Source organism: Sinomonas albida (assembly GCF_004919045.1).
In the GTDB taxonomy this organism is placed as follows: Bacteria; Actinomycetota; Actinomycetes; order Actinomycetales; family Micrococcaceae; genus Sinomonas; species Sinomonas albida.
On sequence record NZ_SWDW01000007.1, the window covers coordinates 85,201 to 111,585 of the forward strand.

Annotated in this window: 22 protein-coding genes; 9 read left to right on the forward strand and 13 right to left on the reverse strand. The window is 70.9% G+C overall.

The genetic code is table 11. The features are described from left to right. Positions 1 to 251 precede the first annotated feature (251 nt). A complete protein-coding gene (locus tag E6A26_RS08705) occupies positions 252 to 2,246 on the reverse strand; it encodes a DEAD/DEAH box helicase (RefSeq protein WP_136610803.1) in 1,995 nt (664 codons plus the stop codon). A 533-nt stretch (positions 2,247 to 2,779) separates the two neighbouring features. Here E6A26_RS08705 and E6A26_RS08710 point away from each other — a divergent pair. Next, positions 2,780 to 3,358: an RNA polymerase sigma factor gene (locus E6A26_RS08710; RefSeq protein ID WP_136610804.1), complete on the forward strand. Its 579-nt coding sequence runs from the start codon at positions 2,780 to 2,782 to the stop codon at positions 3,356 to 3,358. Between the two features lie 291 nt (positions 3,359 to 3,649). Beyond that, entirely contained in the window at positions 3,650 to 4,609 is a 960-nt protein-coding gene (locus E6A26_RS08715) for a hypothetical protein (RefSeq protein ID WP_168928706.1), read from the forward strand. A 178-nt stretch (positions 4,610 to 4,787) separates the two neighbouring features. Here E6A26_RS08715 and E6A26_RS08720 read toward each other — a convergent pair whose 3' ends face one another. From E6A26_RS08720 to E6A26_RS08735, 4 genes are all read right to left on the reverse strand, one after another. Then, positions 4,788 to 5,171, reverse strand: coding sequence for a hypothetical protein (locus tag E6A26_RS08720; protein WP_136610806.1), 384 nt, complete (start codon positions 5,169 to 5,171; stop codon positions 4,788 to 4,790). A gap of 130 nt (positions 5,172 to 5,301) precedes the next feature. Next, positions 5,302 to 5,949 (reverse strand): MOSC domain-containing protein, encoded by a 648-nt coding sequence (locus E6A26_RS08725; RefSeq protein ID WP_136610807.1) that lies wholly within the window; start codon positions 5,947 to 5,949, stop codon positions 5,302 to 5,304. 48 nt (positions 5,950 to 5,997) lie between these two features. After that, positions 5,998 to 6,672 carry a response regulator gene (locus E6A26_RS08730; protein ID WP_136610808.1) on the reverse strand — a complete coding sequence of 225 codons (675 nt, stop codon included), beginning with the start codon at positions 6,670 to 6,672 and terminating at the stop codon, positions 5,998 to 6,000. Continuing rightward, positions 6,669 to 8,309 (reverse strand): sensor histidine kinase, encoded by a 1,641-nt coding sequence (locus tag E6A26_RS08735; protein ID WP_136610809.1) that lies wholly within the window; start codon positions 8,307 to 8,309, stop codon positions 6,669 to 6,671. The genes E6A26_RS08730 and E6A26_RS08735 overlap by 4 nt, the downstream gene beginning before the upstream one ends. A gap of 118 nt (positions 8,310 to 8,427) precedes the next feature. On the opposite strand from E6A26_RS08735, the gene E6A26_RS08740 reads away from it, so the two are divergent. Beyond that, complete coding sequence (locus E6A26_RS08740; RefSeq protein WP_136610810.1) at positions 8,428 to 8,841, forward strand: hypothetical protein; 414 nt, start codon at positions 8,428 to 8,430, stop codon at positions 8,839 to 8,841. 10 nt (positions 8,842 to 8,851) lie between these two features. On the opposite strand, the gene E6A26_RS08745 is transcribed toward E6A26_RS08740, so the two are convergent. Genes E6A26_RS08745 through E6A26_RS08755 form a run of 3 tightly spaced genes read right to left on the reverse strand, consistent with a single transcriptional unit; the run spans position 8,852 to position 12,398 of the window. After that, on the reverse strand, positions 8,852 to 9,790 hold the full coding sequence (locus E6A26_RS08745) for a cytochrome b/b6 domain-containing protein (protein ID WP_136610811.1): 939 nt from the start codon (positions 9,788 to 9,790) through the stop codon (positions 8,852 to 8,854). A gap of 38 nt (positions 9,791 to 9,828) precedes the next feature. Continuing rightward, a complete protein-coding gene (locus E6A26_RS08750; protein WP_136610812.1) occupies positions 9,829 to 10,983 on the reverse strand; it encodes a cystathionine gamma-synthase in 1,155 nt (384 codons plus the stop codon). Between the two features lie 29 nt (positions 10,984 to 11,012). Next, positions 11,013 to 12,398, reverse strand: a complete 1,386-nt coding sequence (locus tag E6A26_RS08755) for a cystathionine beta-synthase (RefSeq protein WP_136610813.1) — start codon at positions 12,396 to 12,398, stop codon at positions 11,013 to 11,015. A 130-nt stretch (positions 12,399 to 12,528) separates the two neighbouring features. Here E6A26_RS08755 and E6A26_RS08760 point away from each other — a divergent pair, with 130 nt between their 5' ends. The 3 genes from E6A26_RS08760 to E6A26_RS08770 all read left to right on the forward strand — a co-directional run bounded on the left by E6A26_RS08760 (position 12,529) and on the right by E6A26_RS08770 (position 18,665). Then, positions 12,529 to 13,293, forward strand: coding sequence for a hypothetical protein (locus E6A26_RS08760; protein ID WP_136610814.1), 765 nt, complete (start codon positions 12,529 to 12,531; stop codon positions 13,291 to 13,293). Beyond that, a complete protein-coding gene (locus tag E6A26_RS08765) occupies positions 13,290 to 14,927 on the forward strand; it encodes a DNA polymerase Y family protein (RefSeq protein ID WP_136610815.1) in 1,638 nt (545 codons plus the stop codon). The genes E6A26_RS08760 and E6A26_RS08765 overlap by 4 nt, the downstream gene beginning before the upstream one ends. Positions 14,928 to 15,029: 102 nt before the next feature. Next, positions 15,030 to 18,665 (forward strand): error-prone DNA polymerase, encoded by a 3,636-nt coding sequence (locus E6A26_RS08770; protein WP_136610816.1) that lies wholly within the window; start codon positions 15,030 to 15,032, stop codon positions 18,663 to 18,665. A gap of 49 nt (positions 18,666 to 18,714) precedes the next feature. Here E6A26_RS08770 and E6A26_RS08775 read toward each other — a convergent pair whose 3' ends face one another. Further along, a complete protein-coding gene (locus tag E6A26_RS08775; protein ID WP_136610817.1) occupies positions 18,715 to 19,113 on the reverse strand; it encodes a VOC family protein in 399 nt (132 codons plus the stop codon). A gap of 182 nt (positions 19,114 to 19,295) precedes the next feature. On the opposite strand from E6A26_RS08775, the gene E6A26_RS08780 reads away from it, so the two are divergent. Next, a complete protein-coding gene (locus E6A26_RS08780) occupies positions 19,296 to 20,291 on the forward strand; it encodes a DNA-3-methyladenine glycosylase family protein (protein WP_407695374.1) in 996 nt (331 codons plus the stop codon). 52 nt (positions 20,292 to 20,343) lie between these two features. Next, entirely contained in the window at positions 20,344 to 21,555 is a 1,212-nt protein-coding gene (locus E6A26_RS08785; protein ID WP_136610818.1) for an SLC13 family permease, read from the forward strand. A 60-nt stretch (positions 21,556 to 21,615) separates the two neighbouring features. Here E6A26_RS08785 and E6A26_RS08790 read toward each other — a convergent pair whose 3' ends face one another. From E6A26_RS08790 to E6A26_RS08805, 4 genes are all read right to left on the reverse strand, one after another. After that, the gene (locus tag E6A26_RS08790) at positions 21,616 to 23,307 is read right to left on the reverse strand and encodes an AMP-binding protein (RefSeq protein WP_136610819.1); all 1,692 of its coding nucleotides are present in this window, start codon (positions 23,305 to 23,307) and stop codon (positions 21,616 to 21,618) included. 210 nt (positions 23,308 to 23,517) lie between these two features. After that, positions 23,518 to 23,895 carry a thioredoxin gene (gene trxA, locus E6A26_RS08795; RefSeq protein WP_136610820.1) on the reverse strand — a complete coding sequence of 126 codons (378 nt, stop codon included), beginning with the start codon at positions 23,893 to 23,895 and terminating at the stop codon, positions 23,518 to 23,520. A 79-nt stretch (positions 23,896 to 23,974) separates the two neighbouring features. Continuing rightward, positions 23,975 to 25,189, reverse strand: coding sequence for an MFS transporter (locus E6A26_RS08800; RefSeq protein ID WP_136610821.1), 1,215 nt, complete (start codon positions 25,187 to 25,189; stop codon positions 23,975 to 23,977). Beyond that, complete coding sequence (locus E6A26_RS08805; protein WP_136610822.1) at positions 25,186 to 25,647, reverse strand: MarR family winged helix-turn-helix transcriptional regulator; 462 nt, start codon at positions 25,645 to 25,647, stop codon at positions 25,186 to 25,188. The genes E6A26_RS08800 and E6A26_RS08805 overlap by 4 nt, the downstream gene beginning before the upstream one ends. An 83-nt stretch (positions 25,648 to 25,730) precedes the next feature. Between E6A26_RS08805 and E6A26_RS08810 the strand changes: the two genes are divergently transcribed. Then, complete coding sequence (locus tag E6A26_RS08810; protein WP_136610823.1) at positions 25,731 to 26,369, forward strand: histidine phosphatase family protein; 639 nt, start codon at positions 25,731 to 25,733, stop codon at positions 26,367 to 26,369. Positions 26,370 to 26,385: the final 16 nt, after the last annotated feature.

Genomic DNA, 26,385 nt, shown 5'->3' on the forward strand with positions numbered 1-26,385 from the left:
AACAGACAGATACTTTACCGGAGTTTCGCCCCCGCGAACAAATCGGCGGGCAGCGTTCCCGCCGGACGAGAAAGGCGACGGAAAGGGTCCGGCTGCACCCCCCAGCTGGCTGCAGCCGGACCCTGTAGCTCGGCCCCGCGGTCCACACGCGGGGCCGGCTCACCGCCGCTTCTCCATCGTCACACAGTGCGACGCTAAATGTCACGCACCTGTGACAAGGTTGTCTAGCAAATGAGCGTTAGCTCTCGGTATTAGCGGCTGCCACCGAAACGGCGAGCACCGCCGCCGGAGGAACCGCCGCGGGATCCGCCGAAGCTGCCACGGCCGCCGCGGCCGCCGAAGTCGCCGTCGCGACCCCCACGCTCACGGTCCCCGCGACCGCCACGGCCGCCGCCGAAGCCACCGTCGCGCGGTCCACGGTCGCGATCACGACCGCCTTCGTAGCCGCCACGGCCGCCGCGCCCGCCCCAGTCGCCGTCGCCGTCGCGCGAGGGACGGCGGCCGGAGTCGAGCTCGAGCTTGATGAGCTCGCCGCCGATACGGGTCTTCGAGAGGGCCTTCCACTGGTCGCTGGAGAGGTCCGAGGGGAGCTCGACGAGGGAGAAGTCCGAACGGATGTCGATGCCGCCGATCTCGCTCGAGTGGAAGCCACCCTCGTTGGCGAGTGCGCCCACGATCGAGCCCGGCTGGACCCGCTGGCGGCGGCCCACCGCGATCCGGTACGTCGCGCTGCCCTCGGACGGACCGCGCTGGCCGCGGCCGCCCTGGCCCCGCCCACCCTCGCGGGCGCCGTCGCGCGCTCCGCGCTTGGCGAACTCGGGGGCAGCCGGGAGCTCCTGGACGAAGAACGGGGCGTCGCCCTGGACCATCACCGCGAGCGCGGCGGCGATCTCCGCAGCCGGGATGTTGTGCTCGGTCTCGTAGGACGCGATGAGGTCGCGGAACAGCGAGACGTCCTCGGACTCGAGGGTCTCCGTGATCTGGTCCGCGAACTTGCTCATGCGCAGCGAGTTGACCGTCTCCGCCGTGGGGAGCGACATCTGCTCGACAGCCTGGTGGGTGGCCTTCTCGATCGCGCGAAGGAGGTACTTCTCCCGCGGGGTCATGAAGAGGATCGCGTCGCCCTTACGGCCCGCTCGGCCGGTGCGGCCGATCCGGTGGACGTAGCTCTCCGTGTCGTGCGGGATGTCGTAGTTGACCACGTGGCTGATGCGCTCGACGTCGAGGCCGCGGGCCGCGACGTCGGTGGCGACGAGGATGTCGATCTTGCCTTCGCGGAGCGCCTCGACGGTGCGCTCGCGCTGGGCCTGGGCGATGTCGCCGTTGATCGCGGCGGCCTGGAAGCCGCGCGCCTTGAGCTTGTCGGCGAGGTCCTCGGTGGCCATCTTCGTCCGGACGAACGCGATGACGCCGTCGAAGTCCTCGACCTCGAGGATGCGCGTGAGCGCGTCCAGCTTGTGCGAGCCCATGACCTGCAGGAAGCGCTGGCGGATGTTGGTGCCGGTCGTGGTCTTGGACTTGACCGTGACCTCTTCCGGGTTGTTGAGGTACTGCTTCGACATCCGGCGGATCTGCGACGGCATGGTCGCGGAGAACAGGGCAACCTGGCGGCCGTCCGGCGTCTCCTGGAAGATCTTCTCGACGTCGTCCGCGAAGCCCATGCGGAGCATCTCGTCCGCCTCGTCGAGCACGAGGTACTGGAGCTCGGAGAGGTCCAGCGAGCCCTTCTCGAGGTGGTCGATGACGCGGCCGGGCGTGCCGACCACGACCTGGGCACCGCGGCGGAGGCCAGCGAGCTGCGGCCCGTAGGCCGAACCGCCGTAGACCGGGAGGACCGTGAAGTCGTCGAGGTGCTTCGCGTAGGAAGTGAATGCCTCGGCCACCTGGAGCGCGAGCTCGCGGGTCGGTGCGAGCACCAGCGCCTGCGTGGCCCGGGACGGACCGTTCAGGTCGTGGAGTTCCGCGAGGCGCGAGAGAGCCGGGACGGCGAACGCCGCGGTCTTGCCCGTGCCCGTCTGGGCGAGGCCCACGACGTCGCGGCCCTCGAGGAGCAGCGGGATCGTGGCGGCCTGGATGGGCGACGGCTTCTCGTAGCCGACATCCTTCAGGGCGGCCAGCACGCGTCCGTCGATGCCGAGATCGGTGAACAGGACGCCGCGCTCCTCGCCATCCTGGGATGCGTTGGCGGCGGCCGTGTCGACGTCCGCCTCGGGGGCGGAGTTGAAGGTTTCGAGGGTTTCAGACATAGGGGTGTCCTCGGGGTTGGGGAGCCTCGGGCGGCTCGTCGGTCAAATACCGAAGCCCGGCGCTATCTCAATCCCAGGCAGGACTTCTCGCTGCAATCGGCGCCACACGCGCACTGTCAGCGTTTACTTCAGCCGGACTCCCCTATGAAACTGCCCGCCTAGCGGGCCCCAACACGCTCTACTCCTGCCTCAACAATTGGGCAAGAAAAGGGAATACCGGCGCAGTGGGGGATACAACTATCGTACAGGACGGACGACGGCGACCGCGCGCCGTCGTCCGTCAGCGTCCCGTGAGCTTGGGCACACCTAGCTTTTCCCGGCCTTCCCCAAAGGCCTCGATCGCCCTGCACGCGGGCTACACGGATGTGTTATCGCCTTCGGCCCGGCCGGTGGGACCCGCCGTGGCGTGTCAGACCCACGGTGCCCAATGCCCACCAGGCTCCAGTGGCACCCTCGTAGTGACGCGACACGCCAATCATCAAGACGCTGCGGGGCAGATGGAACCTTTCGGGTCCGGGAGCCCATAAGGGGGTATGGAACTGGTCGATTCGCCCGTTTTGGACCAGGCGCTGTGGGACCGGTGCGTGACTGGAGACAGAGATGCATTCTCTGAGATCTTCAGGCGTCACCGCGACCTCGTCTACAACTACTGCTTCCGACGGACCGCATCGTGGGATGCCGCTGAGGACCTGACATCCACGGTGTTCCTTGAGGTCTGGCGGACCCGGAAGGCCCTGATCCTTGAGGGCGGGTCCGCTGCGCCATGGCTGATTGGCACAGCCTCGAACCTCGTGCGAAGCAGACTCCGTTCGGCGGCCCGACGGTCCGAAACCGAGCGGCGTGGGGCTACCGACGAACGCCTGGACGATCTGGCCGACGGAATTGCCGATCGCGTGGACGCCGAACGACGCATGGCCGCGGTTCTTGAGGCAGTGCGGGATCTGTCGCAGGCCGAGCAGGAGGTCGTAGCGGCGTGTGTGTTTGCCGAGATGGATTACGCATCGGCGGCCGCCGCCCTCGGAGTGGCCGTCGGCACCGTGCGGTCGAGACTGTCTCGCGCCCGTGCGCACCTACGGGGCTCCAGCAGGATCGGAAAGATCGAGGAGGTATAGGCAATGGACATGCTTGACCAGATTCCCCCGGCTCGAACGATGCCGAAGGATGTCCAGGCTCGTGTGTGGGAGCGGATCGAAGAGGGCATGCGCGATCTACCGGCTCCACCCGCCCGGTCGCCCAGGCGACGGTCTATGTTCTGGCGCACAGCGGGTCCCATCGCTGTCGCGGCGGCCGCAGCCGCCGGCCTCCTGGTCTTGCAGCCTTGGACCAGCCCCGCGCCGATGGCCCCCGCCGCACCGGCGACCTCATCGACTGGGCCACAAGCGACAACACCCGGGGATCTCGAGATGCCCCTAAGGCTTGCCGGATCGGTCACACCGCTTGATGCTTCGTCGTTGTGGTCGGATGTGAAGTTCCCGGTCGCGCCGAGCAAGGGGCGCTCGATCGCCCAGGAGGGGCCGGTGATCGTCGAGGCCGGGCTCAAGGACGGGTCCCTGGTCGTGGCGAACAGCTCCGACTCGGGTGCGACGTGGACGACGAACCAAGTGCAACTGCCGTACCAGACTCCGTCCGTCGACGTCGCCCTTTCCGGGGACGGCAAGCACTGGATCGTCGGCCCACCCCACGAAGGCAGCATGGGTGCGGCCTCGACGTACACGAAGGCGTACGTTGCCACCGCTGGCGGTGCGCTGCAGGCGATCACGATGCCTGGCCCGGCAGGGCATGCGGCGTGGGCAGGGTCTACGCTGCTCGTCAGTGGAGGAGCGAACGGAAGCCATCTTTGGGCCAGCACCGACAACGGGCAGTCCTTCGCCGATGCCAGCGCCAAGGTTCTCGGGTCCACCCCGCCCAATGCGAACTCGGATGCCCCCACAATCGGGGCTCTCCTCCAGTTGGCCGACGGCGTCGCGGTGGTCGAGATGACCAAGAACGGCAACGGCAGCACCGCAGCCGTACACACCACCCACGACGGCACCCTCTTCACCAAAACCGGCTCCGCAAACCTCACAGAGCCACCTGCAGCGCTGGACGGCCTCACAAGCACCTACGGCTCCGATGCCGTCATTATGGCAAGCACCCGGCGCCTCATCAGAGTGGCATCAAGCGGTGAAGCCCAGACCATAACGATGCAGGGGCTGCCCGAGTGGCTCACCTCGGTCGTGGTCCAATTCCGCAACACGACCAATGGCATCGCCAACGTCACAGCCAGCAGCTGCACGGCCGACAAGGCCGGGTGCACAGATCAGAGAAGCACCTACACCACATCCGACGGCGGCCAAACCTGGGCCCAGTCATCGTCACATTGACGTTCGCCGGTGGCGATCTCCCAAGGCCGCCACCGCCCACCTCAGATGCCTGGAACCCCAACCATCCTCACCCGACCCCAGGGTGGTGTCGAGCCCCATCGTCCTTCAACAGCACCACAGTGGTCGGGTGTCCGGTCCGGCCCCGGTGGCGTCATCGCTTAGCCGAGGTCCCCGGTTGCTACCTGCCCGTCCGGAGGAGAGGAGGACGCCCCTTGCCCCTTAACTGGAAGACGATCGAGTACGCACCCAACCCGCTCCAGAATCCCCCGACAACCATCAGCATCAGCGCGATCGGGACAAAAGCGGTCAAGGTGGCGAGGTAGGCGAACAGAAAGAAGACCAGCAGCATCGCGAACAGCGGGAACATCCGCGGGAGCAGCACAGTGCACGCACCGGCAACGAACGCTACCGCCGCCACCCAGCCCTCGCGAACCAGGACGGAGGAGAGGTCGGCCCCTTGGGCGAACGCCGCGAGCGACCCGAAGACGACCAATCCGCCAATGGCATAACCGATCGCCGCAGCCATCCCCTTCCGCGCTGTGCTTTGCTTCTTCGTCACCATTCCTCGATTCTCCTCCATGCTGCCGGCCTCGCTTTCGTGAACCGCCACGAGGGAGCGAATCACAGGTCAGCGGCAGGATCGGCACTCTCGGGAGGAGCGTCGCCGTCGGCCAGCTGGTCTGGGCACGCTGCTAGGCGCGGCCCAGCGCGCGCTCGATGTACGGACGAACCTCTGCGGCGAGCCGAACGGTGCCCTCGGCCTCCGCGTCAAGGAGCGCCGCCGCGCGCTCAGGCGTGGGATCGGCCATCCACTCCCCCACCCGCACGCCGTGGTCCGGGACATGCTCGACCGCGAAGGCCTCGCCGGTCTCCAGGTCGCCGGGCGTGATGACCCGGAGATAGGCGCCAGAAAGGCCCGAGGCCATGAAGCGCTTGACCCAGCCGTCCTCGCCCATGCGCCGCGCGAACGTCCCGCACGGGATGCGGGGCATCGTGACCTCGAGAAGCGTTCCGCCGGGGAATCTCCACCGTTCCCCGATGACCGCGCGGCTCGCCGTGAGCCCCTCCACTCGAAGGTTCTCGCCGAAGAGGCCCGGCGGGATCTCGCGTCCGAGCTCGTGCGCCCACAGCGCCGCGTCGTCCTCGGAGTAGGCATAGACGGCCTTGTTCTCGCCACCGTGGTTCGCACGGTCGGCCTGAACGTCCCCGTAGAGGCCCAGCCGGCGCACTCGGACCGGCCCCTCGACGGGCCGCTTGTCGATGGCCGTGACGCCCACGGTCCCGGAATCTGGCAGGAGCTGCTGGACGCGGCAGATAGCGACGACGCGGGCGGTCTTCATGACCTCAAAGCCTAGTCGAGACAGGGGCCCGCGGAGCCTCCCCGCCCCCTACGGATCGAACCGATAGCCGATCCCGGCCTCCGTCTTGAGGTGCCGGGGCTCCGACGGATCGCGCTCGAGCTTGCGCCGGAGCTGGGCCATGTAGACGCGGAGGTATTGCGTCTCCTTCGCGTACGCGGGGCCCCAGACCTGAGTCAGCAGCTCCCGCTGCGTCACGAGCGTCCCGGGCTGGCGCACCAGAAGGGCGAGGATGTTCCACTCCGTGGGCGTGAGCCGCACGTCCGCCCCGTCCCGGACCACGCGGCGCGCGGCGAGGTCCACACTGAAGTCCGCGGTCTGCACGCGGGGAGCCTCGGGCCGGACCGTGCCGCGGCGGACCGCTGCCCGGAGGCGGGCCAGGAGTTCCTCGAGGCCGAACGGCTTCGTCACGTAGTCGTCGGCACCCGCGTCGAGGGCCTCGATCTTGTCCTCGGCCGCGTGCCGGGCGGAGAGGACAATGATCGGCACCGAGGTCCACTCGCGGAGGCGGCGGATCACCTCGACGCCGTCCATGCCCGGCAGGCCGAGATCGAGCACGACGACGTCGAGTGGCGCCCTCGCAGCCGCCTCGAGGGCGGATTCGCCGGACGGCGCAGTGATCGCCTCGTAGCCGTGCACGCGAAGGTTGATCTGGAGGGCGCGCGCGATCTGCGCCTCGTCCTCGACCACGAGCACGCGCGTCATGGCGCAGCCCCCACCGAGGGCGAATGGCCGCCGTCGTCCGCGCTCGGCGGCAGGGCGCCGTCGTCCGCGCTCGGCGGCAGGGCGCCGTCGTCCGTGGCTGGCTCGGCAGGCTCGGCAGGCTCGGCAGGCTCGGCAGGCTCGGCGGGCTCGGCGGGCTCGGCGGGCTCGGCGAGCGGGAGGATGACGCGCATCGTGAGGCCGCCGCCCGGTGTCTGCTCGGCCTCGATGCGGCCGCCCATCGCCTCGACGAAGCCCTTCGCCACCGCGAGGCCGAGCCCGATGCCGCCGGCGCGATCGCCCGAATCTCCCGAGCGCTGGAACGGGTTGAAGACGGCGAGGAGCTGGTCCGGCGGGATGCCCCCGCCATGGTCGATGACCCGGAGCTCACCGGTCAGGACGCCCTCGGGGCCCGGTCCGCCCACGCCTGCCTCGAGCTCGACCGGCGAGTCCGGCGCGTGTTTGAGCGCATTCTCGACGAGGTTCGCCACGACGCGCTCGAGCAGCACGGGATCCGCCTCGACCGCGGGCGCCGCTGCGGAGACGCGGTCTTGGACGCGCGCCTGGCCCGCGCCCGGCCACCCATGCACGACCTCGCGCCAACGCACGGCGCGCAGTAGCGGCGTGACGCTGTCGGCGGAGATGCGCGACATGTCGAGCAGGTTCCCCACGAGCACGGACAGCCGGTCCGTGTAGTCCTCGATCGTTGCGAGCAGCTCCGCGCGTTCCTCGGGCGAGAAGTCGACGCCGTTCTGGCGGAGGCTGCTCACGCTGAGCTTGATCCCCGAGAGCGGGGTGCGGAGGTCGTGCGAGACGGCGCGGAGGATGGACGTGCGGATCGAGTTGCCCTCCTCGAGGCGGCGATTGGCCTCCCGGCTCGATTCGAGCTGGCGGCCCTGGCGGATCGCGACGAGGTAGGCGCCGAACGCCTGCATCATGCGCAGGTCGGCGGGCTCGAGCATGCGGCCGCCCGCGAGGAGCGTGTAGCGCTCGTCCGCGGCGACAGCGCCGTCAGCGGCGGCGGGCGTGACGGGCGGCGCCTCGCCCACGCTCGCGACGACCTCCCAACCCGGAGCCTCGGCCTGCGCCGTCTCCGGCTCGCGGCGGTCGATGAGCGTGACGGCCCGGAGCCCGAGCGCCGCGCGCGCCCGCTCGAGGAAGTCCACGATGCTCCCGCCCGAGCCCAGGATCCCGCGTGCGAGCTCGGCCATCGCGCGCGCGTCTGCCTGCGCGCGCGCGGCCTGCTCGTAGCGCCGGGCGGCGGCCCCGACGGCGAGGCCCACCGCGCTCGCGACGCCGAGGAAGATCACAAGTTCGGCCGCGACCTCGGGGCTCGCGACCACGAGGCTGTCCACGGGCTCGGTCGAGAACCAGGTCACGAGCAGCATGCCGACCACGGCTGCGACGACCGCGGGCCAGATGCCCCCGATGGCCGCGACGGCCACGGCCGCCGCGAGCTGGAGCAGGAGGATCATCACGAGATTGCGATAGCCCGCAGCCACGATGGCCGACTGGACCAGCGCCGGGAGGATGACCGCAAGCGCGAGCCCCCACAGCGTCCGACGGCGGCCCAGGGCTCCCAGCTCGGCGAGCCCAAGGCGGTGCTCGCGGTCCGGGAAGAGCGGGGCGCGGGGCGGCATGTGCCCATGCTGTCACACCGCACCGACCGGAACCGTTTGACGTCATAGTTACCGACGAGTTGGCTCTCACCCTACGCAGCGGTGCTCTGGGTGCACCGCACCTTGGGAAGGAAGTGCAATGGCCGGACGATCACTCGAAGGCCTCTGCGCGGCGCTCGAGCTGGCCCTCGGATCGGGCGACGCCGACGCGCTCTGCTCGCTGTACCTGCCGACGGCGGTGATCGCGCTCGGCGTCGGCGATGCCCGCCTCGAGTCGACTCCCGAGGCCGCGGCGGTCGATCGGGTGCGTCTCGGCCTGCCGATCGAGCTCTCCGTGCGCCGCCTGGACTCGGCCGACGACGTGCACGGCGAGGTGGTCGTGGACTGGTCCCTCTCCGGCCTGACGACGGACGGCACGGAACTCGATCTTGCGGGGGAAGCCGTGCTCGAGTGCACGCTCCTCGGCGGGGACTGGTACGTCGCCGCCGAGGAGGTCCGCTGCTACGAGCGAGCGCGGCTGCGTGGGCATTCCCAGGCGGCCGGCGGGCGTTGACCCGCCGGCGTCAGTTGCGGGTCACCGTGCCCATGAGCGAGGCGATGGGCCGCAGGAACAGCGGACGCGCGAGGAACCAGGCCGCGACGATGACCACGATGGCGGCCGCGAAGAACCCGAAGCCGAGCCAGCTCTCGCCGTCGTTCGAGGCGAACATGTGGTTGAGGTTGCGCAGCGCGCCCGTGGAGAGCACGAGCGTGACGTGCACCACGACGAACGCGACGAAGTAGATCGCGATCGGGAAGTGCAGCGCCCGGGCAGCCTCGATCGGGTAGGCCTTGTTGAGCCGCGGGGCCTTCGCGGGCCACGCGCCGGATGTGCGGAGGCCCGTGAGGATCATGAGCGGGGCCGCGATGAAGACGGTCACGAAGTACGTGAGCAGCTGGAGCGCGTTGTAGTTGACCCAGCCGTTCTCGAGCGGCCAGTCGAGCGAGGCGTACTGGATGAGGACCGAGACGGCGTGCGGGAACACGTCCCAGCTCGTCGGGACGATGCGCTTCCACTCCCCCGTCGAGAACAGCAGGATCCCGTAGATCAGCCCGTTGAGCACCCACAGCGCGTCGAGCGTGAGGTGGAGCCACAGGTTGAGGCTGATCTTCTTGGGCTGGCCCTTCGTCTTGATGAGGCCCTTGTTGTTGCGCTTCCAGTAGCCCTCCGGCCGCGTCGTTAAGCGGACCTGCAGGCCCGACCGCACGATGAGCACGACGAAGAACATGTTGAAGAAGTGCTGCCAGTTGAGCCACGCCGGAATCCCGACGGGCGCGTCCGCGGGGAGGGTCGCGTGACCGGGGTACGTCGCGATGAAGTGCGAGACGGCCTCGGTGCTGCGCAGCCACCTGGCCAGCAGGACGAGCAGCCCGAGCACGATGATCGCCCCGACGGCGATCGCTGCAGGCTTGAACCACGGTGCCTTGGTCCAGGCAGGGGCGGTCGACGGCGACGTCGGCATCGGTTCGGGGTCCTCTCGGTCAGGCAGGATTCAAGTACCTACAGGCGGCGGATTGCCTGATCCAAGTCTGCAATAAGATCGTCCGCGTCCTCGATCCCGACGGAAAGCCGGAGGAGGTTGACGGGGACCGCGAGCTCGGTTCCCTTGACCGAGGCGTGGGTCATCTCCGACGGATAGTTCATGAGTGACTCGATCCCGCCGAGCGACTCCGCGAGCGTGAAGAGCTGCGTCGCCTCCGCGACCGTGCGCGCAGCGGCCTCGCCGCCCACGAACTGGACCGAGATCATGCCGCCGAAGCGCCGCATCTGCTGCGCCGCGAGCTCGTGGCCCGGGTGATCCGGAAGTCCCGGGTACAGGACGTTCTCGACTCCCGGCCGGCCCACGAGCCACTCCGCGATCTTCTGGGCGTTGTCAGAGTGGCGCTCCATCCGCACCCCGAGGGTCTTGAGGCCGCGCGTCGTGAGGAACGCGTCCATGGGCCCGGAGACCGCGCCGACCGCGAACTGCACGAAGCCGATCTTCTCCGCGAGCTCGTCGTCGCTCACGACGACGGCGCCGCCCACCACGTCGGAGTGCCCGCCGATGTACTTGGTCGTCGAGTGCACGACGACGTCCGCACCGAGGGCGAGCGGGTTCTGCAGGTAGGGCGACGCAAAGGTGTTGTCCACGACAAGGAGGGCCCCGCCGTCGTGCGCGATCTCGGCGAGCGCCGCGATGTCGGTGACCTTCATCATCGGGTTGGACGGGGTCTCGACCCACACGAGCCGGGCGTCCTCCGCGACAGCCGCGCGCACGCCGTCGAGCGCGGACATGTCGACGGGCTGGTTCGCGATGCCCCACGGGCCCAGCACGCGCGAGATGAGGCGGTAGGTGCCGCCGTACGCGTCGTTGCCGAGCACGATCCGGTCTCCCGGAGAGCACAGCGCCCGGATGAGCGCGTCCTCGGCCGCGAGCCCCGAGCCGAACGAGAACGCGTGCCGGCCGCCCTCGAGCGCCGCGAGCTGCTCCTGGAGCGCGTCCCGCGTCGGGTTGCCGCCGCGGCCGTACTCGTAGCCCGAGCGGAGGCCGCCGATGCCGTCCTGGGCATACGTCGAGCTGAAGTGCAGCGGCGGGACGACCGCGCCCGTGCGGGGCTCGAATTCCTGCCCCGCGTGGACGGCGCGGGTGTTGAAGCCGTGGGTGTTCTCGCTCACGTGGGTCTCCTTACGTCGTGGACCGGAGGTTACTTGTTCAGGCTGGCCAGCAGATCGTGACGGGTGACGATGCCAATCGGCGCGCCGACGAACGTCACCATGAGCGCATCCACCTCGCTGAGCATCTCGCGGGCCGTGGACTGGCTCTCGAGGGAGCCGATGACGGGCAGCCGGTCGCCCATGTGCTGGGAGATCTTGTCCGTGAGCTTCGCCTCGCCGCGGAAGAGCTTCGCGGACAGCGCCCGCTCGTCGACGGCCCCGAGCACCTCGCCCATGACGACCGGCGGCTCGTTGGACAGGACCGGGAGGTGGCTCACGCCGTACTCGGTCATGATGTCGATGACATCCCGCACGGTCTCGTTCGGGTGCGTGTGGACGAGGTCCGGGAGCTTGCCGTCCTTGCCGCGCAGCACGTCACCCACCGTCGCCTCGGACTCACCAGGCAGGAACCCGTAGGAGCGCATCCAATCGTCGTTGAAGATCTTCGCGAGGTAGCCGCGGCCGCTGTCCGGGAGGATGACGACGACGACCGCCGACTCGGGCAGGTCCCTCGCCGCGCGCAGGGCCGCGACGACCGCCATGCCCGAGGAACCGCCCACGAGGAGCCCCTCCTCGCGAGCGAGGCGCCGCGTCATGGCGAACGAGTCCGCGTCGCTCACGGCGAGGACCTCGTCCGGGACGTCCTTGTCATAGTTCGAGGGCCACATGTCCTCGCCGACGCCCTCGACGAAGTACGGCCGGCCCGTGCCGCCCGAGTAGACCGAGCCCTCCGGGTCGGCGCCGATGACCTTGACCCGGCCGCCGTCGCCCTCCGCACGGTCCTTCGAGACGTCCTTGAGGTAGCGGCCGGTGCCGGTGATCGTGCCGCCCGTGCCCGCGCCGATCACCACATGGGTGATCTTGCCGTCCGTGTCGGCCCAGATCTCGGGGCCCGTGGTCTCGTAGTGGCTCGCGGGGGCGCCGGGGTTGGAGAACTGGTCAGGCTTGAACGCGCCGGGGATCTCCCGGACGAGCCGGTCCGAGACGCCGTAGTACGACTGCGGCGAGTCGGGCGGGACGGCCGTGGGGGTCACGACGACCTTCGCGCCGTAGGCCTCGAGCACAGCGCGCTTCTCCTCGCCCACCTTGTCCGGGACCACGAAGATGCATTGGTAGCCCTTCTGCTGCCCCACGAGCGCGAGCCCGACGCCCGTGTTGCCGCTCGTGGGCTCCACGATCGTGCCGCCGGGCTGCAACCGGCCGGAACGCTCCGCCTCCTCGATCATCTTGAGGGCGATGCGGTCCTTGATGGAGCCGCCCGGATTGAGGTACTCAAGCTTGACCAGGACGGTGGCCTTGATTCCCTCAGTCACCTTCTGGAGCTTGACCAGCGGTGTCCGGCCGATGAGCTCGACGACGGAGTTGGCGTAATTCACGCCCCCAACTCTAACGGTTGGCACCGACACCACAGGCGTGGAGGGCAAGCCTAGGCGGGCGCCTGGGGGAAAGTTCGAAGCGACACTCCGCGCGATTGACTTAATCGAACACACTTTCGAAAATGGAGGTATGTCGCTTCCGCTCAGCTCCGCCTCCGCCGCCCCCGCGGCGGGCGAGCTGCGCGCGCTCCAGGAGCGCATCCACGTGCTGCAGGGCCGGCGCAATCGGCAGGGCTCCTACCCTGTGCTGCCGTGCTTTTCGAACCTCCTCCCGGGCGGACTGCGCGGCGGGGCCGCCTACTCGCTCGAGACCCCGCTCTCGGTGGCGATGGCCCTGCTCGCGGGGCCTTCGGCGAACGGCGAGTGGTGCGGTGCGGCGGGCATCCCCGACTTCGGGGCGGAGGCCGCCGCGGGCTTCGGCGTCGCGCTCGAGCGCTTCGTGCTCGTCCCGGACCCCGGTCCCGACTGGCTCCCCGCCGTCTCCGCCCTCGCGGACGTCCTGCCGATCCTGCTCGTGCGCCCCGGCGGCCGGGTCTCCCCCGGGGATGCGGCGCGGCTCGGTTCACGGCTGCGCGAGCGCGGCGGGACGCTCCTCGTGCTCGGACCGTGGCCGCAGAGCGAGGGCTCGCTCCGGGTGCGCGGATCGCGCTGGGAGGGGCTCGGCGAGGGGTATGGACACCTGCGCCGCCATGAGGTCGAGCTCGAGGTCAGCCAGCGCGGGCGGGCGCGGACGGCGACGGTCGACCTCGCGGCGCCCGGGTCGCTCGGGCGGGGGTCGCTAGCGCCCGGGTCACTCGGGCAGGGCCCGCCGACGCCCGGATCACTCGGGCGGGAGCCCTTGGATCACAGGGCGCCGGGCGGCGTTCGCCCCGCGCTCGCGAGGATTCCCTCGTGAGCCCGGAGACGCCGTCGGGCATTCCCCGGGCGCTCGTCGTGTGGTTCCCCGACTGGCCCCTGGTCGCGGCCCAGCTGGCGGGCGAGGTACCCGAGCGCGTGCCCGCCGCCCTCCTCGAGAAGGGCCTCGTGTCGGTGTGCTCGGCGGAGGCCAGGGCCGCGGGCGTGGTCCGTGGGCTCCGCGTGCGCGAGGCGCAGTCCCGCTGCCCCGAGCTGGTGGCCGTCCACGCGGATCCGGCCCGGGATGGGCGCGAGTTCGAGCCGGTGGTCGCGGCCCTCGAGACGTCGCTCCCGGGAGTGCAGATCCTGCGGCCCGGGCTGTGCGCCGTACGTGCCCGGGGCGCGGCCCGCTACTACGGAAGCGAAGAGAGCGCGGGAGGGGCGGCGCTCGAGGCGGCGTCTCGCCTGGGCCTCGAGGCGAGGGCGGGGATCGCCGACTCGGTCTTCGCGGCCGAGCAGGCTGCGCGCCGGGCCGCCGAGCTCTCGCCGCTACTCGTCGTCGCAGGCGGGGAGTCCGCCGCGTTCCTCGCCGGGCTCCCGGTCACCGCCCTCGGGGAGCCTAAGCTCGCGTCGCTTCTGGTGCGCCTCGGGCTCCAGACGCTGGGCAGCCTCGCCGAGCTCCCGCCGTCGGACGTCCGCTCCCGCTTCGGCGCGGAGGGGCTCACGGCGCATGCGCGCGCCCGGGGCCGGGACCCGCGAGCCATCGTCCCGCGCGTCCCGCCCGTGCCGCTCGAGCGCGCCGCCGACTTCGAGCCGGGGCTCGACCGCGTGGACCAGATCGCGTTCGCGCTGCGGCCCACGGCGGAGGCGTTCGTCGAGGGCCTGCGCGTCCAGGGCCTCGCGTGCACCGAGCTGCGCGTCCACATCACGGACGACGCCGGCCAGCGCTCCGAGCGCACGTGGGGGCACCCGCACCACTTCGGAGCGGGCGACGTCGTGGACCGCGTGCGCTGGCAGCTTCAGTCCGGGGGCTCCACGGCGTCCTCGCGGGGGCGGGGCAATCGCCCGGGCTCGGCGGCGGCCCAATCGCGGACGCCGTGGCGGACCACGGGCGAGGCGCTCGCGGCGCCCGTGGTCCAGATCCGGCTCTCCCCCGACAAGGTGGACCTCTTGGGACGCCGCGGGCAGGCGCTGTTCGGGGGTGTCGACGAACGCCTCGACCACGGCCTCCGCCGGCTCCAGACCATGCTGGGCCACGGCTCCGTCCTGCACCCGGTGCCGGGCGGCGGCCGGCTCCTCGCGGAGCGCAGCCTGCTCGTGCCGTGGGGCGAGGACGCTCCCGCCGGCACCGCGGCTCGCGCCAAGCGGCCCTGGCCGGGCGCGGTGCCGGAGCCCCTGCCCGCGACGGTGTTCGCCGAGCTGCTGCCCGTCCAGCTCCTCGACGACGACGCGGCCCCGCTCCGCGTGGGCCCGCGCGGAGACCTCGCGGCGCCGCCCGCGTGGTTCTACCCGGGCCCGGGCGCGGGCCGACGGGCCGTGCGGAGCTGGGCGGGACCGTGGCTCCTGCGGCAGCGCTGGTGGGACGCGGACGAGAGCCGTCATGCCGAGCGGTTCCAGATCCTCGACAGCGAGAACGAGGCTTGGCTCCTGCTCGGCGAAGGCGGCCGCTGGTGGGCGGAAGCCCGGTACGACTAGCCCCCGCGACCGCGCACACCACCGGCGTTGACCCGCCTGACCGACGCTGCCGAGCGCCTGTCGTGCAGGTTCGCACCGGTCATCAGGAGACAGGAGGAACCGATGGGCTGGAGCAACCCACCCATACCGTGGCAGCAGCTCCACGACATCCTCGAGGGCAAGGAGGTCGCGCTTCCCACGACCAAGGCCCCGGACCAGTCCGGCGCGGCCAAGTCCACGAGAAGAGGCGCCAAGGCGGCCCGCACGGAAGCGGGCCGCGCACCGATAGAGCACGACGGCGGCGACAGCCCCGCATGGTCGCGCAAGCGGGGCCCGTACATCCCGCTCCCCCAGCTCGCCGCGAGTGCTCCCTCAAGCGACGCCGCCGGCGAGGCGGCCGCGGGTGGCGGGGCCCCGCCGTCGTCCGCTGCCGCCGCAGCGCCCACGGTGCCCTACGCCGAGCTGCACGCCCACTCGCACTACAGCTTCCTGGACGGCGCTTCTTCGCCCGAGGAGCTCGTCGAGGAAGCCGTCCGGCTGGGCCTCCACGCCCTCGCGATCACCGACCACGACGGCTTCTACGGCGTAGTCCGGCTGGCCGAGGCCGCTGAGGCGTACGGCCTCAAGACCGTGTTCGGGGCCGAGCTCTCCCTCGGCCTGAGCGGCCCGCAGAACGGCGTGGCCGATCCGGAGGGCGAGCACCTCCTCGTGCTGGCCCGCGGCGAGGAGGGCTACCACCGGCTGGCCGGGGCGATCACCCAGGCCCAGCTCGCGGAAGGCGCGGAGAAGGGACGGCCTGTGTTCGACGCCGACGACGTCGCCGCACGCGTCCGCGGCCACGGCGTCGTGCTCACGGGCTGCCGCAAGGGCGCCGTCCGGCGAGCGCTCGCGGAAGGCGGGCCCGACGGCGAGGCGGCCGCCGAGCGCGCGGTGCTCGGACTCGTCGAGCGGTTCGGGCGGGACGGCGTCGCGGTCGAGCTCTTCGACCACGGGAACCCGCTCGACAGCGCGCACAACGACGCCCTCGCCGCGATTGCCGCCCGGCTCGGGCTCCCGTGCGTCGCGACGAACGCCGTCCACTTCGCCGAGCCGTCGCGCCACCAGCTCGCCACGACGCTCGCGGCGGTGCGCGCGCGGCGGAGCCTCGACGAGCTCGACGGGTGGCTCCCGGCGAGCGACGGCGCGCACCTCCGGAGCGGCGAGGAGATGGCCCGCCGCTTCGCGCGCTATCCCGGCGCGGTCGAGAACACCGTCCGCCTCGCCGACGAGCTCGCGTTCCCGCTCCGCTCGGCCCGCCCGAAGCTCCCGAAGCAGGAGGTCCCCGAGGGGCACACGCCGATGTCCTATCTGCGCGAGCTCGTGGACCACGGCATCACGGATCGCTACGGCACCCCAGGGCCCGGGTGGCGGGGGCCGGTGCCGCTCGAGGAGGTGCGGGAGCGCGTCGAGAAGGAGCTCCACGTCATTGAACGGAAGGACTTCCCGGGCTACTTCCTCATCGTCTACGAGATCGTCCAGTTCGCCCGGAGCCAAGGCATCCTGTGCCAGGGCCGGGGATCGGCCGCGAACTCGGCCGTGTGCTACTTCCTGAGCATCACGGCCGTGGACAGCATCGCCTACAAGCTCCCGTTCGAGCGCTTCCTCTCGAGCCTGCGCGAGGAGGAGCCGGACATCGACGTCGACTTCGACTCGGATCGGCGCGAGGAGGTCATCCAGCACGTCTACGCGAGGTACGGGCGGGGGAACGCGGCGCAGGTCGCGAACGTGGTGAGCTACCGGCCCAAGAACGCCGTGCGGGACGTCGCGAAGGCGTTCGGCTACAGCCAGGGCCAGCAAGACGCGTGGTCCAAGCGGCTCGAACGCTGGGACGCGCTCTCCGCGGCGAAGCGCACCGAAGGCGAGGAGGGCGAGACGGACGACGACGGCATCCCGGCTCGCGTCCTCGGCCTCGCCGAGCAGTTCCTCGGCTACCCGCGGCACCTCGGCATCCACTCGGGCGGCATGGTCCTCACCGAACGGCCCGTGGGCGAGGTCGTGCCGATCGAGCACGCGCGCATGGAGAACCGCACGGTGCTGCAGTGGGACAAGGACGACTGCGAGTGGATGGGGCTCGTCAAGTTCGACCTCCTAGGCCTCGGGATGCTCGCGGCACTCCAGTACTGCTTCGACCTCGTGGACGAGAACTTCGGCGAGCGCTGGCGCATCGAGGACATCCCCAAGGAGGAGCCGGCGGTCTACGACATGCTGTGCCGCGCCGACTCCGTGGGCGTGTTCCAGGTCGAATCCCGCGCGCAGATGAGCACGCTGCCGCGCCTCCGCCCGCGCTCGTTCTATGACCTCGTGGTGGAGATCGCGCTCATCCGACCAGGCCCGATCCAGGGCGGAGCCGTGCACCCGTACATTCGCCGCCGGGCCGGCGAGGAGAAGGTCACGTACCCCCATCCCCTTCTCGAACCGGTGCTCGAGCGGACGCTCGGCGTGCCGCTGTTCCAGGAGCAGCTCATGCAGATGGCCATGGCGATCGGCGGCTGCAGCGCCGAGGACGCCGACCTGCTGCGCCGCGCCATGGGATCCAAGCGCGGGGTCGAGAAGATCGGGAGCCTGCGCGAGAAGCTCTTCGCGGGCATGGCCGCGAATGGCCTGACGGCCGAGGAGGCCAAGGCCGTCTACACGCAGATCGCCGCTTTCGCCGACTTCGGCTTCGCGGAGTCCCACTCGATCAGCTTCGGCGTGCTCGTGTACGCGAGCTCGTGGCTCAAGCTGCACTATCCGGGCGCCTTCCTCGCCGCGCTCCTGCGAGCGCAGCCCATGGGCTTCTACTCGCCACAGACCCTCGTGGCGGACGCCCGCCGGCACGGCGTGCACGTGCTGCGCCCGGACATCCTGCTCTCGCGCGCCGACGCGTGCCTTGAGCCCGACACGGACGGCCGCGGCGGGGGCCACGCCCCCGAGCGGGGCGGCCTCGACGCGTGCCTCGAGCTCTTCCAGCCGAGGATCGGCGGGTTCGACCAGGACGCGCCCGACGACGGCCCTGCCCACCGCCGGGACGCGTCCCACGCGGTGCGGCTGGGCCTCTCGAGCGTCACGGGCATCGGCCAGGACCTCGCGGAGCGGATCGTCGCCGACCGCGAGGCGAACGGCCCCTTCCGGGAGCTCACGGAGCTCTCGCGCCGCACGGGCCTCACCGCGGAGCAGCTCGAGGCGCTCGCCTCGGCCGGGGCCCTCGACTCCCTGGGGCTCACAAGGCGCGAGGCGCTGTGGCAGTCGGGCGCGGCGGCACTCGAGCGGCCGGGCCAGCTCCCCGGGACCCAACCGTACGTCCAGCCGCCGCTCCTGCCCGAGCTGAGCGATGAGGAGACGGTGGCCTACGACCTCTGGGCGACCGGCGTCGCGACCGACAGCCACCCGGTCCGTCACGCGCGCGGTCCCCTCGACGCCCGCGGCGTCCTCCGCATCGAGGCCCTGCACACGGCGGAGCCCGGCAGCCGAATCGAGGCTGCCGGGCTCGTCACCCACCGTCAGCGGCCGCAGACCGCGCAGGGCATCACGTTCATGAACCTCGAGGACGAGACCGGGATCCTCAACGTGGTCTGCAGCATCGGCGTGTGGACGCGCTATCGGCGCGTCGCCCAGAGCGCGAGGGCCATGGTGGTCCGCGGGATCCTCGAGCGGAGCAAGGAAGGCGTCACGAATCTCGTGGCCGATCGGCTCGAGGCCCTCCCCCTCAGGGCCAAGACGTCCTCGCGGGACTTCCGCTGAGACTCTGCTATTCCCCCTACGCCCTCGCCTGCTCTCTCCTGCGGTCCTCCTACGACACCGGCGGCTGCGGCGCGTTCTGCCACAGGCCCAGGACGTTGCCCTCAGTGTCCTTGAAGTAGGCCGAGAAGCCCATGTCCCCGACCGGGACCTTGGGCGCCACCGTGGTGCCGCCGAGCGATTCGATCTTGGCGAGGGCCGCGTCGATGTCCTCGACGTCGACCGTGATGACCGGCGACTGCGGGAACTGCTCGTTGCGCGTGTACATGCCGCCGTTGATGGCACCCGGCTCAGTGGGCGCGCCCGTCTCGCTCGACGGCGTGGTGCCCACCATCGTGTAGTCCATGTTGGGGACCGGCATGATGTTCCATCCGAAGGCCTCAGAGTAGAACGACCCAGCCCGCGACGAATCGTCTGCGGGAATCTCGAAGTGCACGACTTTTCCGGACATGCTGCCGCCTTCTCTCAAGAGGTGCAGGCGCCCATTGGGTGCGCCTACGGCGATTGTTGGCCCCGGATTCGGACAGGGTCAAGGCTTCGCGTGTCAGGGTGCAGGGGCAGCGGGAAGGTTCGCGGGCCGGTCCCGAGGCGGGTCGGGCGATCCGTGTCGGTGCCTCGTGACATGATGCTTCGGTGACCCTCGCTCCCTCTGTTCCCCGCTCTTCCGGAGCCGCCGCAGCGGCCCACCGGGCGGGAACGGCGGACGCCGAGGCGGCCTGGGAGGCGCCCCCTCACTATTCGCTGGCGGCCACGTGCTTCCCCCTCCAGAGGGGCGACGGCGACCCCACCTTCGCGCCGCACCCCGGCGGCCTGTGGACTGCGTTCCGCACGCCCGAGGGCACCGTGTCACTCCTGCTCACGCACGCCGCGGGCGAGCTCCGGGCCCGTGCGTGGGGCGAGGGCGCCGCACACGCCGTCGCGTCGGCGCCAGCGCTCCTAGGGCTCACCGACGAATGGGACGCGTTCGACGCCGACCCGTTCCACGCGTCGTTGCCGCACCTCGTGCGCGAGGCGCGGCGGCGGAATCCCGGAGTGCGAGCGCCCGCCACGGGGCGCGTGGTCGACGCGCTCGTCCCGACGATCCTCGAGCAGAAGGTCACGACCGTCGAGGCGCGCCGGGCCTATCGCTATCTCCTGCGCCGCTTCGGCTCTCCGGCCCCGGGCGCGGGCCGGGTGGCTCCGGCGGGTCTCGTGGTCGCGCCGTCGTCCGCGGAATGGCTGCGCGTGCCCTCGTGGGAGTGGCACCGCGCCGGCGTAGGGCCGCAGCGCTCGGCCACGGTCATGCGCGCGCTGCGCTCGTCGTCGGGCCTCGAGCGGCTCGCGGCGAAGACCGCGGCCGAGGCCTCCGCGGGCCTCCAGAGCATCCCCGGCATCGGGGTCTGGACCGCCGCCGAGGTCACGCAGCGCACGCACGCCGATGCTGACTCGGTCTCGGTCGGCGACTTCCACCTTGCGAAGTTCGTGGGCTTCGCGCTCACGGGCGAGCGCACCGACGACGCCGGGATGCTGCGCCTGCTCGACCCGTGGCGGGGCCAGCGGCAGCGCGTCGTGCGGATGCTGTACCTCGCGGGCGTGCGCGCTCCACGCTTCGGCCCGCGCATGACCATCCAGGACCATAGGGCGCATTGACTCGTGAGCCCCTCGAACTCGGCCGACCTGACAGCCAAGCGGGACTGACGCCATGACGCTAGCCATCACGGGCGCTGCCCTCCTGGTCCTTGGCCTCGCCGCCGCGTTTGCCGGCCTGCTCCCGTGGCCGGCGCTCGGCGCGCTCGCTGACCGAGTGGTGCCCATCCTCGCGTTCGTCGCCGCCATCACAGTGGTCACGGAGCTGCTCAACGCGTCGGGGCTGTTCGACTGGATCGCGCAGCGGTTCCGGCGCTGGGGCCGCGGGCGCGCCTGGGCGCTCTGGGTCCTTGTCGCGGTGCTCTCGCTCGCGGCGACGGTGTTCCTCTCGCTCGACACGACCGCCGTCCTGCTCACGCCGATCGTCGTGATCCTGGCCCGGCGGTGCGGCCTCGCGCCGCTCCCGTTCGCGCTCACGGCCGTGTGGCTCGCGAACACGGGCTCGCTCCTCCTCCCGGTCTCGAACCTCACGAACCTGCTGGCCCTCTCGGCCCTCGGGGACGCCCAGCCCGGCGCCTTCGCGGCCCGCATGGCACTGCCCGCGGTGTGGTGCGCGCTCGTGCCGGCCGCCGCCGTCGTCCTCCTGTTCCGGAAGGACCTTCGCGAGCGCTACGTCGCCCGCCCCGCCACGAATCCGGCTCCGGCCCTCGCCGCCGACCCTCCGGGGGACGCCCCCGGCGAACCCGTCGGGTCCGCTGCGGACACGACGCTGCTCAGGATCGCGGGCGCCGTGCTCGCCCTCCTGCTCCCGGCGCTCGTCTCGGGGCTGCCGGTGTGGATCCCCGCGCTCGCTGCGGCGGCGGTTCTCGTCGTCGCGTTCGGGCTGCTGCGGCGCTCGGCGCTCGCCTGGTCGCTCGTGCCGTGGCAGCTCATCCTGTTCGCCTCCGGGCTCTTCGTGGTCATGGAGGCGCTCCAGGGGCTCGGGGCAGGCGGGCTCGCCGCGGGGCTCCTCGGCTCGGGCGGCGAGCCGCTCGACCTCGTCCGCGTCTCCGCGGCCGGCGCGGTCGCGGCAAATGCCGTCAACAATCTGCCGGCGTACCTCGCGCTCGAGCACGCCGCGGGCAGTCCCGCACGCCTCGCGGCCCTCCTCGTGGGCGTCAATGCTGGGCCGCTCGTGACGCCGTGGGCCTCGCTCGCAACGCTCATCTGGCACGAACAGCTGCGCCGGCTCGGCGTGCGGATCTCGTGGTGGGGCTACGCGGCGGCGGGACTCGTGCTCGTGCCGCTCATGGTCGTCCCCGCGGCTCTCCTCACCGCACTCCCCTAGCACGTCCAGGGCCGCGCCCGAGGCGGTTAAGCGTGTGAGGCGGCTACGCGTGCAGGGTGGCTACGCGTGCAGCCCGAGCCGCTTGATGGCCTCCTCGCGCATCTCCACCTTCCGCACCTTCCCGGACACGGTCATGGGGAAGCTCGCGCGGAGGTCCACATACCTCGGGACCTTGTAGTGCGCGAGCCGCCCGCGGCAGAAGTCGGCGATCGCGTCCGCGTCGAGCGGCTCCGCACCCGGCTTGAGGATGATGCATGCCATGAGCTCCTCCCCGTACTTCTGGTCCGGGACCCCGATCACCTGGACGTCCTGGATGCTGGGGTGCTGGTAGAGGAATTCCTCGATCTCGCGCGGGTAGATGTTCTCGCCGCCGCGGATCACCATGTCCTTGATCCGGCCCTCGATGATCACGTAGCCGTCCTCGTCCATCCGGGCGAGGTCACCGGTGTGCATCCAGCCGTCCGCGTCGATCGCTTCAGCGGTCTTGTCCGGCTGGTCCCAGTAGCCGGCCATGACGGCGTAGCCGCGCGTGCACAGCTCGCCGATCTGGCCGCGCTCGAGGGTGTCCCCCGCGGCGCCGATGATCTTGCTCTCGAGATGCGGCATGGTCCGGCCCACGGTCTCGGTGCGCTGCGCGAGCGAGTCGCCGTGGCGCGTCATCGTCGAGACCGGCGACGTCTCGGTCATGCCGTAGCAGATCGCGACGTCCTCCATGTGCATGTCCGAGATGACGCGCTTCATGACCTCGATCGGGCACAGCGAGCCCGCCATGACGCCCGTGCGGAGCGTGTCGAGCCGGTAGTCCGCGAAGTCCGGGAGCGCGAGCTCGGCGATGAACATGGTCGGAACGCCGTAGAGCGAGGTCCCGCCGAAGTCCTGGACTGCCTTGAGCGTCGCGGCCGGGCTGAAGCCCCGCCCGGGCAGGATCGTCGCACAGCCGTGCGAGAACGCGTTGAAGTTGCCGATCACCATGCCGAAGCAGTGGTAGAACGGCACCGGGATCACCACACGGTCCGCCTCGGTGTAGCCCAGGAGCTCGCCGATCGCGAAGCCGTTGTTGAGGATGTTCCGGTGGGTGAGCGTCGCGCCCTTGGGGAAGCCCGTGGTGCCGGACGTGTACTGGATGTTGATCGGATCCCCGGGTGCGAGCGTGGCGCCGCGCTGGGCAACAGACGACGGCGGGACCTCGTCCGCGCGGGCGGCGAGCGCCTCCCAGGTGCTCTCCCCCGGCGACGCAGGGATCCCAGGCTCGAACGCGCCGTCCGCCGCGCGGACGGGCTTGGGCAGGAACACGAGCTCCTGCAGCGCGGGACACTCGGCAAGCGCCTCCCTGGCCATGCCCACGTAGTCGCTGTTCTTGTCCGACGGCGCGACGACGAGCGTGCGCATCCCGTTCTGCTTCACCACGAACACGAGCTCATGCGTGCGGTAGGCCGGGTTCACGTTGACCAGGATGGCGCCGATCTTCGCGGTCGCGTACTGCAGGATGGTCCACTCGGCGCAGTTGGGGCTCCAGATGCCGATCCGCTCGCCGGCCTCGACGCCCGCGGCAAGGAGTCCGCGCGCGAGGCCGTCGACGTCGTCGTCCAGTTCGCGGAAGGTCCAGCGTCTGGCGGCGGCAGCGTCGCCGTCGGCCGCGGCCTCGACGAGCGCCTCGCGCTCGCCGAAGCGCTCGACGATCCGAGCAAAGTTCGTCCCGATGGTCTCCTCGAGCAGCGGAATGTCGGTGTCGCCAGCCGTGGACGCGAGCATGGGCTCTCCTGATCTTCGTCGATCCGTGGTCCTCATCGACCACGCGGCGGTCGGATCCGCCGTGTCACGAGCAGGCTAGCAAGCCGATGAGCGCTCCGGAACGGGTTGCCGCCGCCCGGCGCGGCCGCGCGCGGCTGGGCGCGTCAGCACAGACGACGACGGCGCCGCACCCCTTTGCGGGGAGCGGCGCCGTCATCGACGCTGGTTGGGTCAGTTCTGGGCGCCCTTTTCCTGCGCCTCAGCAACCTTGCGGTGCACGTCCTCCATGTCGAGGCCCTTGACCGCGGTGATGACCTGCTCGAGCGCCTCCGGGGGGAGCGCGCCGGGCTGGGAGAAGACCAAGACCTTCTCGCGGAACGCCATGAGCGTCGGGATGGACGTGATGTTGGCCTGCGCGGCGAGCACCTGCTCGGCCTCGGTGTCAACCTTGGCGAACACGACGTCGTCGTGCTTCTCCGACGCCGCCTCGTAGGTCGGCGCGAACTGCGTACACGGGCCGCACCATGACGCCCAGAAGTCGACGAGCACGATGTCGTTGTTCTCGATGGTCTCGGCGAACGACTCGCCGGTGATGTTCTTGGTGGCCATAGAAAGCCCTCCTCGTTTGTCGTAGTCGTTCAGTCGTTCAACGGCCTCCCGGCTCGGAACATTCCCGGCGGGGCTGATCTCAAACGGCCGCGGGCTCGTGCTCCCGGAGGTAGGCGCGCCCCGCGATCGCGATGACGATCGACACGACGAGGGCCACGGCCGCCACGAAGAACGGCACCGGGGCGCCGAAATCCTCGCCGAGCTTCGTAGCAATATACGGGGCCAGGGCACCGCCCATCCACCGCACGAAGTTGTACCCGGCGCTCGCGACGGGGCGCGGCGAGTCCGAGACGCCCATCGCGAGCTCTGTGTAGACCGTGTTGTTCACGCCGAGGAACGCGCCCGCCAGAATGACGAGCACCACGACGGCTGGCACCGAGTGGGCCGCGGCCGCGAGGCCGATGCCGACGAGGTCGAGCGCGAGGAGCGCGAGCGTGCCCGTGAGCACCGCGACGTCGCCGAAGCGGACCTGGAGCGGCGGAGCGACGAACACGGAGGTCAGGGCCAGGGCCACTCCCCAGCCGAAGAACACCGCGCCGATGCCGTAGGCGTTCATGCCGAGGATGAACGGCGTGAAGGCGAGCACGGTGAAGAAGCCGAAGTTGTAGAAGAAGGCGCTCCCCGCCGTCGTCCGCAGTCCCGCGTGGGCGAGGGCGCGGAGCGGCTCGCTGAGCCGCGTCTTCTGCGCGGGCACCGGGGTCTTGGGGAGCAGGGTGACGAGCGCGATGAACGCGATGGCCATGAGCGTCGCCGTGCCGAAGAACGGCGCGCGCCACTGCCAGCCGCCCAGAAGCGCGCCCACGAGCGGGCCGAGCGAGATGCCGAGGCCCAGCGCGGCCTCGTAGAGGATGATCGCGGTGGACGTGCCGCCGGACGCCACTCCCACGATCACGGCGAGCGCGGTCGCGACGAAGAGCGCGTTGCCGAGGCCCCACCCGGCGCGGAAGCCGACAAGCTGCCACACCGAGCCACTCGTGCCGGAGAGCGACGCGAACACGACGATGAGCGCGAGGCCGATCAGGAGCGTCTTCTTCCCGCCGATGCGCGAGGAGACGAAGCCCGTGACGAGCATCGCGACGGCGGTCACGAGGAAGTAGCTCGTGAAGAGCAGTGAGACCTCGCTCGGGCTCGCCTTCAGGTTCACGGCGATGGAGGGCAGGATCGGGTCCACGAGCCCGATGCCCATGAACGCGAAGACGGCCGCAGCGGCCGTGGCCCAGACGGCCTTGGGCTGGCGGAAGAAAGAGGCCTTCTCGGCCTCGAGGGTGGAGTGGACTGCGGACTCGGCAGTCATGCGATGTGCTCCTTGGTGTTGGTATCGGTGTGGAGGCGCTCGTTGATCTTGTCCATGGCGGGGAGCGCGGCGCGGAGGGCTTCGAGCTCCTCGGGCGCGAGCCCGCTGAAGGCCTCGACCATGCGGGCAGTGCGCCGGCGGTTGGCGTCCTCGGCGGCTTGGTCCCCGCCGGAGGTACGGCGGATGACGACGGCGCGCGCGTCCGAGGGGTCGGCTCGCCTTTCGACGAGCCCGGCGCGCTCGAGCCGGCCGACCTGCTCGGTCGCGGAAGGCACCCGCACCCCGAGGTTTTCGGCGATGACTCCCATGCGTAGGCCCTCGCCGGCGACCATATTGAGGATGCTCAGCGCCGTGGTCGAAAGGCCGGCCGCGCCGTCGAGGCGGCGGGAGACGTAGACGGCGAGGCGCAGCGTGGTGCGGTAGCGCTGGGCGAGGTCAGCGAGCTCCAGGTCGTTCATACTTAGGAATCCTAAATGTTAGGCAGCCTAATATCAATGTCCTGAGAGCGAACTCACACGCCGACGACATCTACCATGAGGGGGTGAGGCTCCTGCTCATCCGCCACGGCCAGACGCCGTCCAACGTGATTCGGGCCCTCGATACGGGGGCGCCAGGCCCCGGCCTGACCGAGCTCGGCCTCGAGCAGGCGGCCGCGCTCGTCGCGGCCCTCGCGGACGAGCCGATCGGCGCCCTCTTCGCCTCGAACCTGCAGCGCGCACAGCTCACGGCCGCGCCTCTTGCCGACGCGCTCGGACTCGAGGTGGCCATCCGAGAAGGCCTGCGCGAGATTGCCGCGGGCTGCCTTGAGCTGCGCTCGGACGCGGAGTCGCTCGTCGCGTACCACGGGGTGCTCGTGGAGTGGATGCGCGGGCAGCACGACGCGCGGCTCGACGGCGGGGAGGCGTGCGCCGACGTCTACGCGAGGTTCAACGCCGTCATCGAGGAGGCCGAGGCAGTCGCGGCCCAGCTCGCGGAAGAGGGAGTCGCGGAGCTCGCGCCGGCGGTCGCGATCGTGAGCCACGGGGCCATGATCCGGGCGTGGTGCGGGCGTCATGCCGAGAATCTCGGCGCCGATTTCGTGGCCGCCCGGACGCTCGCGAACACCGGAATCGTGGTGCTCTCGGGCTCCTCCGCGGACGGCTGGACGGTCGAAACGTGGGAAGGTTCGCGCATCGCGTGACCGGTGCGGTCGCGAA

Bases quoted from the DNA above. Each gene is read 5' to 3' on its own strand.
- E6A26_RS08785 (WP_136610818.1), top strand. From the start codon at position 20,344: ATGACGCTAGCCATCACGGGCGCTGCCCTCCTGGTCCTTGGCCTCGCC.
- E6A26_RS08790 (WP_136610819.1), bottom strand. From the start codon at position 23,307: ATGCTCGCGTCCACGGCTGGCGACACCGACATTCCGCTGCTCGAGGAG.
- E6A26_RS08735 (WP_136610809.1), bottom strand. From the start codon at position 8,309: ATGCCGCCCCGCGCCCCGCTCTTCCCGGACCGCGAGCACCGCCTTGGG.
- E6A26_RS08720 (WP_136610806.1), bottom strand. From the start codon at position 5,171: ATGGTGACGAAGAAGCAAAGCACAGCGCGGAAGGGGATGGCTGCGGCG.
- E6A26_RS08770 (WP_136610816.1), top strand. From the start codon at position 15,030: ATGGGCTGGAGCAACCCACCCATACCGTGGCAGCAGCTCCACGACATC.
- trxA (WP_136610820.1), bottom strand. From the start codon at position 23,895: ATGGCCACCAAGAACATCACCGGCGAGTCGTTCGCCGAGACCATCGAG.
- E6A26_RS08775 (WP_136610817.1), bottom strand. From the start codon at position 19,113: ATGTCCGGAAAAGTCGTGCACTTCGAGATTCCCGCAGACGATTCGTCG.
- E6A26_RS08705 (WP_136610803.1), bottom strand. From the start codon at position 2,246: ATGTCTGAAACCCTCGAAACCTTCAACTCCGCCCCCGAGGCGGACGTC.
- E6A26_RS08745 (WP_136610811.1), bottom strand. From the start codon at position 9,790: ATGCCGACGTCGCCGTCGACCGCCCCTGCCTGGACCAAGGCACCGTGG.
- E6A26_RS08725 (WP_136610807.1), bottom strand. From the start codon at position 5,949: ATGAAGACCGCCCGCGTCGTCGCTATCTGCCGCGTCCAGCAGCTCCTG.
- E6A26_RS08740 (WP_136610810.1), top strand. From the start codon at position 8,428: ATGGCCGGACGATCACTCGAAGGCCTCTGCGCGGCGCTCGAGCTGGCC.
- E6A26_RS08800 (WP_136610821.1), bottom strand. From the start codon at position 25,189: ATGACTGCCGAGTCCGCAGTCCACTCCACCCTCGAGGCCGAGAAGGCC.
- E6A26_RS08715 (WP_168928706.1), top strand. From the start codon at position 3,650: ATGCCCCTAAGGCTTGCCGGATCGGTCACACCGCTTGATGCTTCGTCG.
- E6A26_RS08760 (WP_136610814.1), top strand. From the start codon at position 12,529: ATGTCGCTTCCGCTCAGCTCCGCCTCCGCCGCCCCCGCGGCGGGCGAG.
- E6A26_RS08730 (WP_136610808.1), bottom strand. From the start codon at position 6,672: ATGACGCGCGTGCTCGTGGTCGAGGACGAGGCGCAGATCGCGCGCGCC.
- E6A26_RS08805 (WP_136610822.1), bottom strand. From the start codon at position 25,647: ATGAACGACCTGGAGCTCGCTGACCTCGCCCAGCGCTACCGCACCACG.
- E6A26_RS08710 (WP_136610804.1), top strand. From the start codon at position 2,780: ATGGAACTGGTCGATTCGCCCGTTTTGGACCAGGCGCTGTGGGACCGG.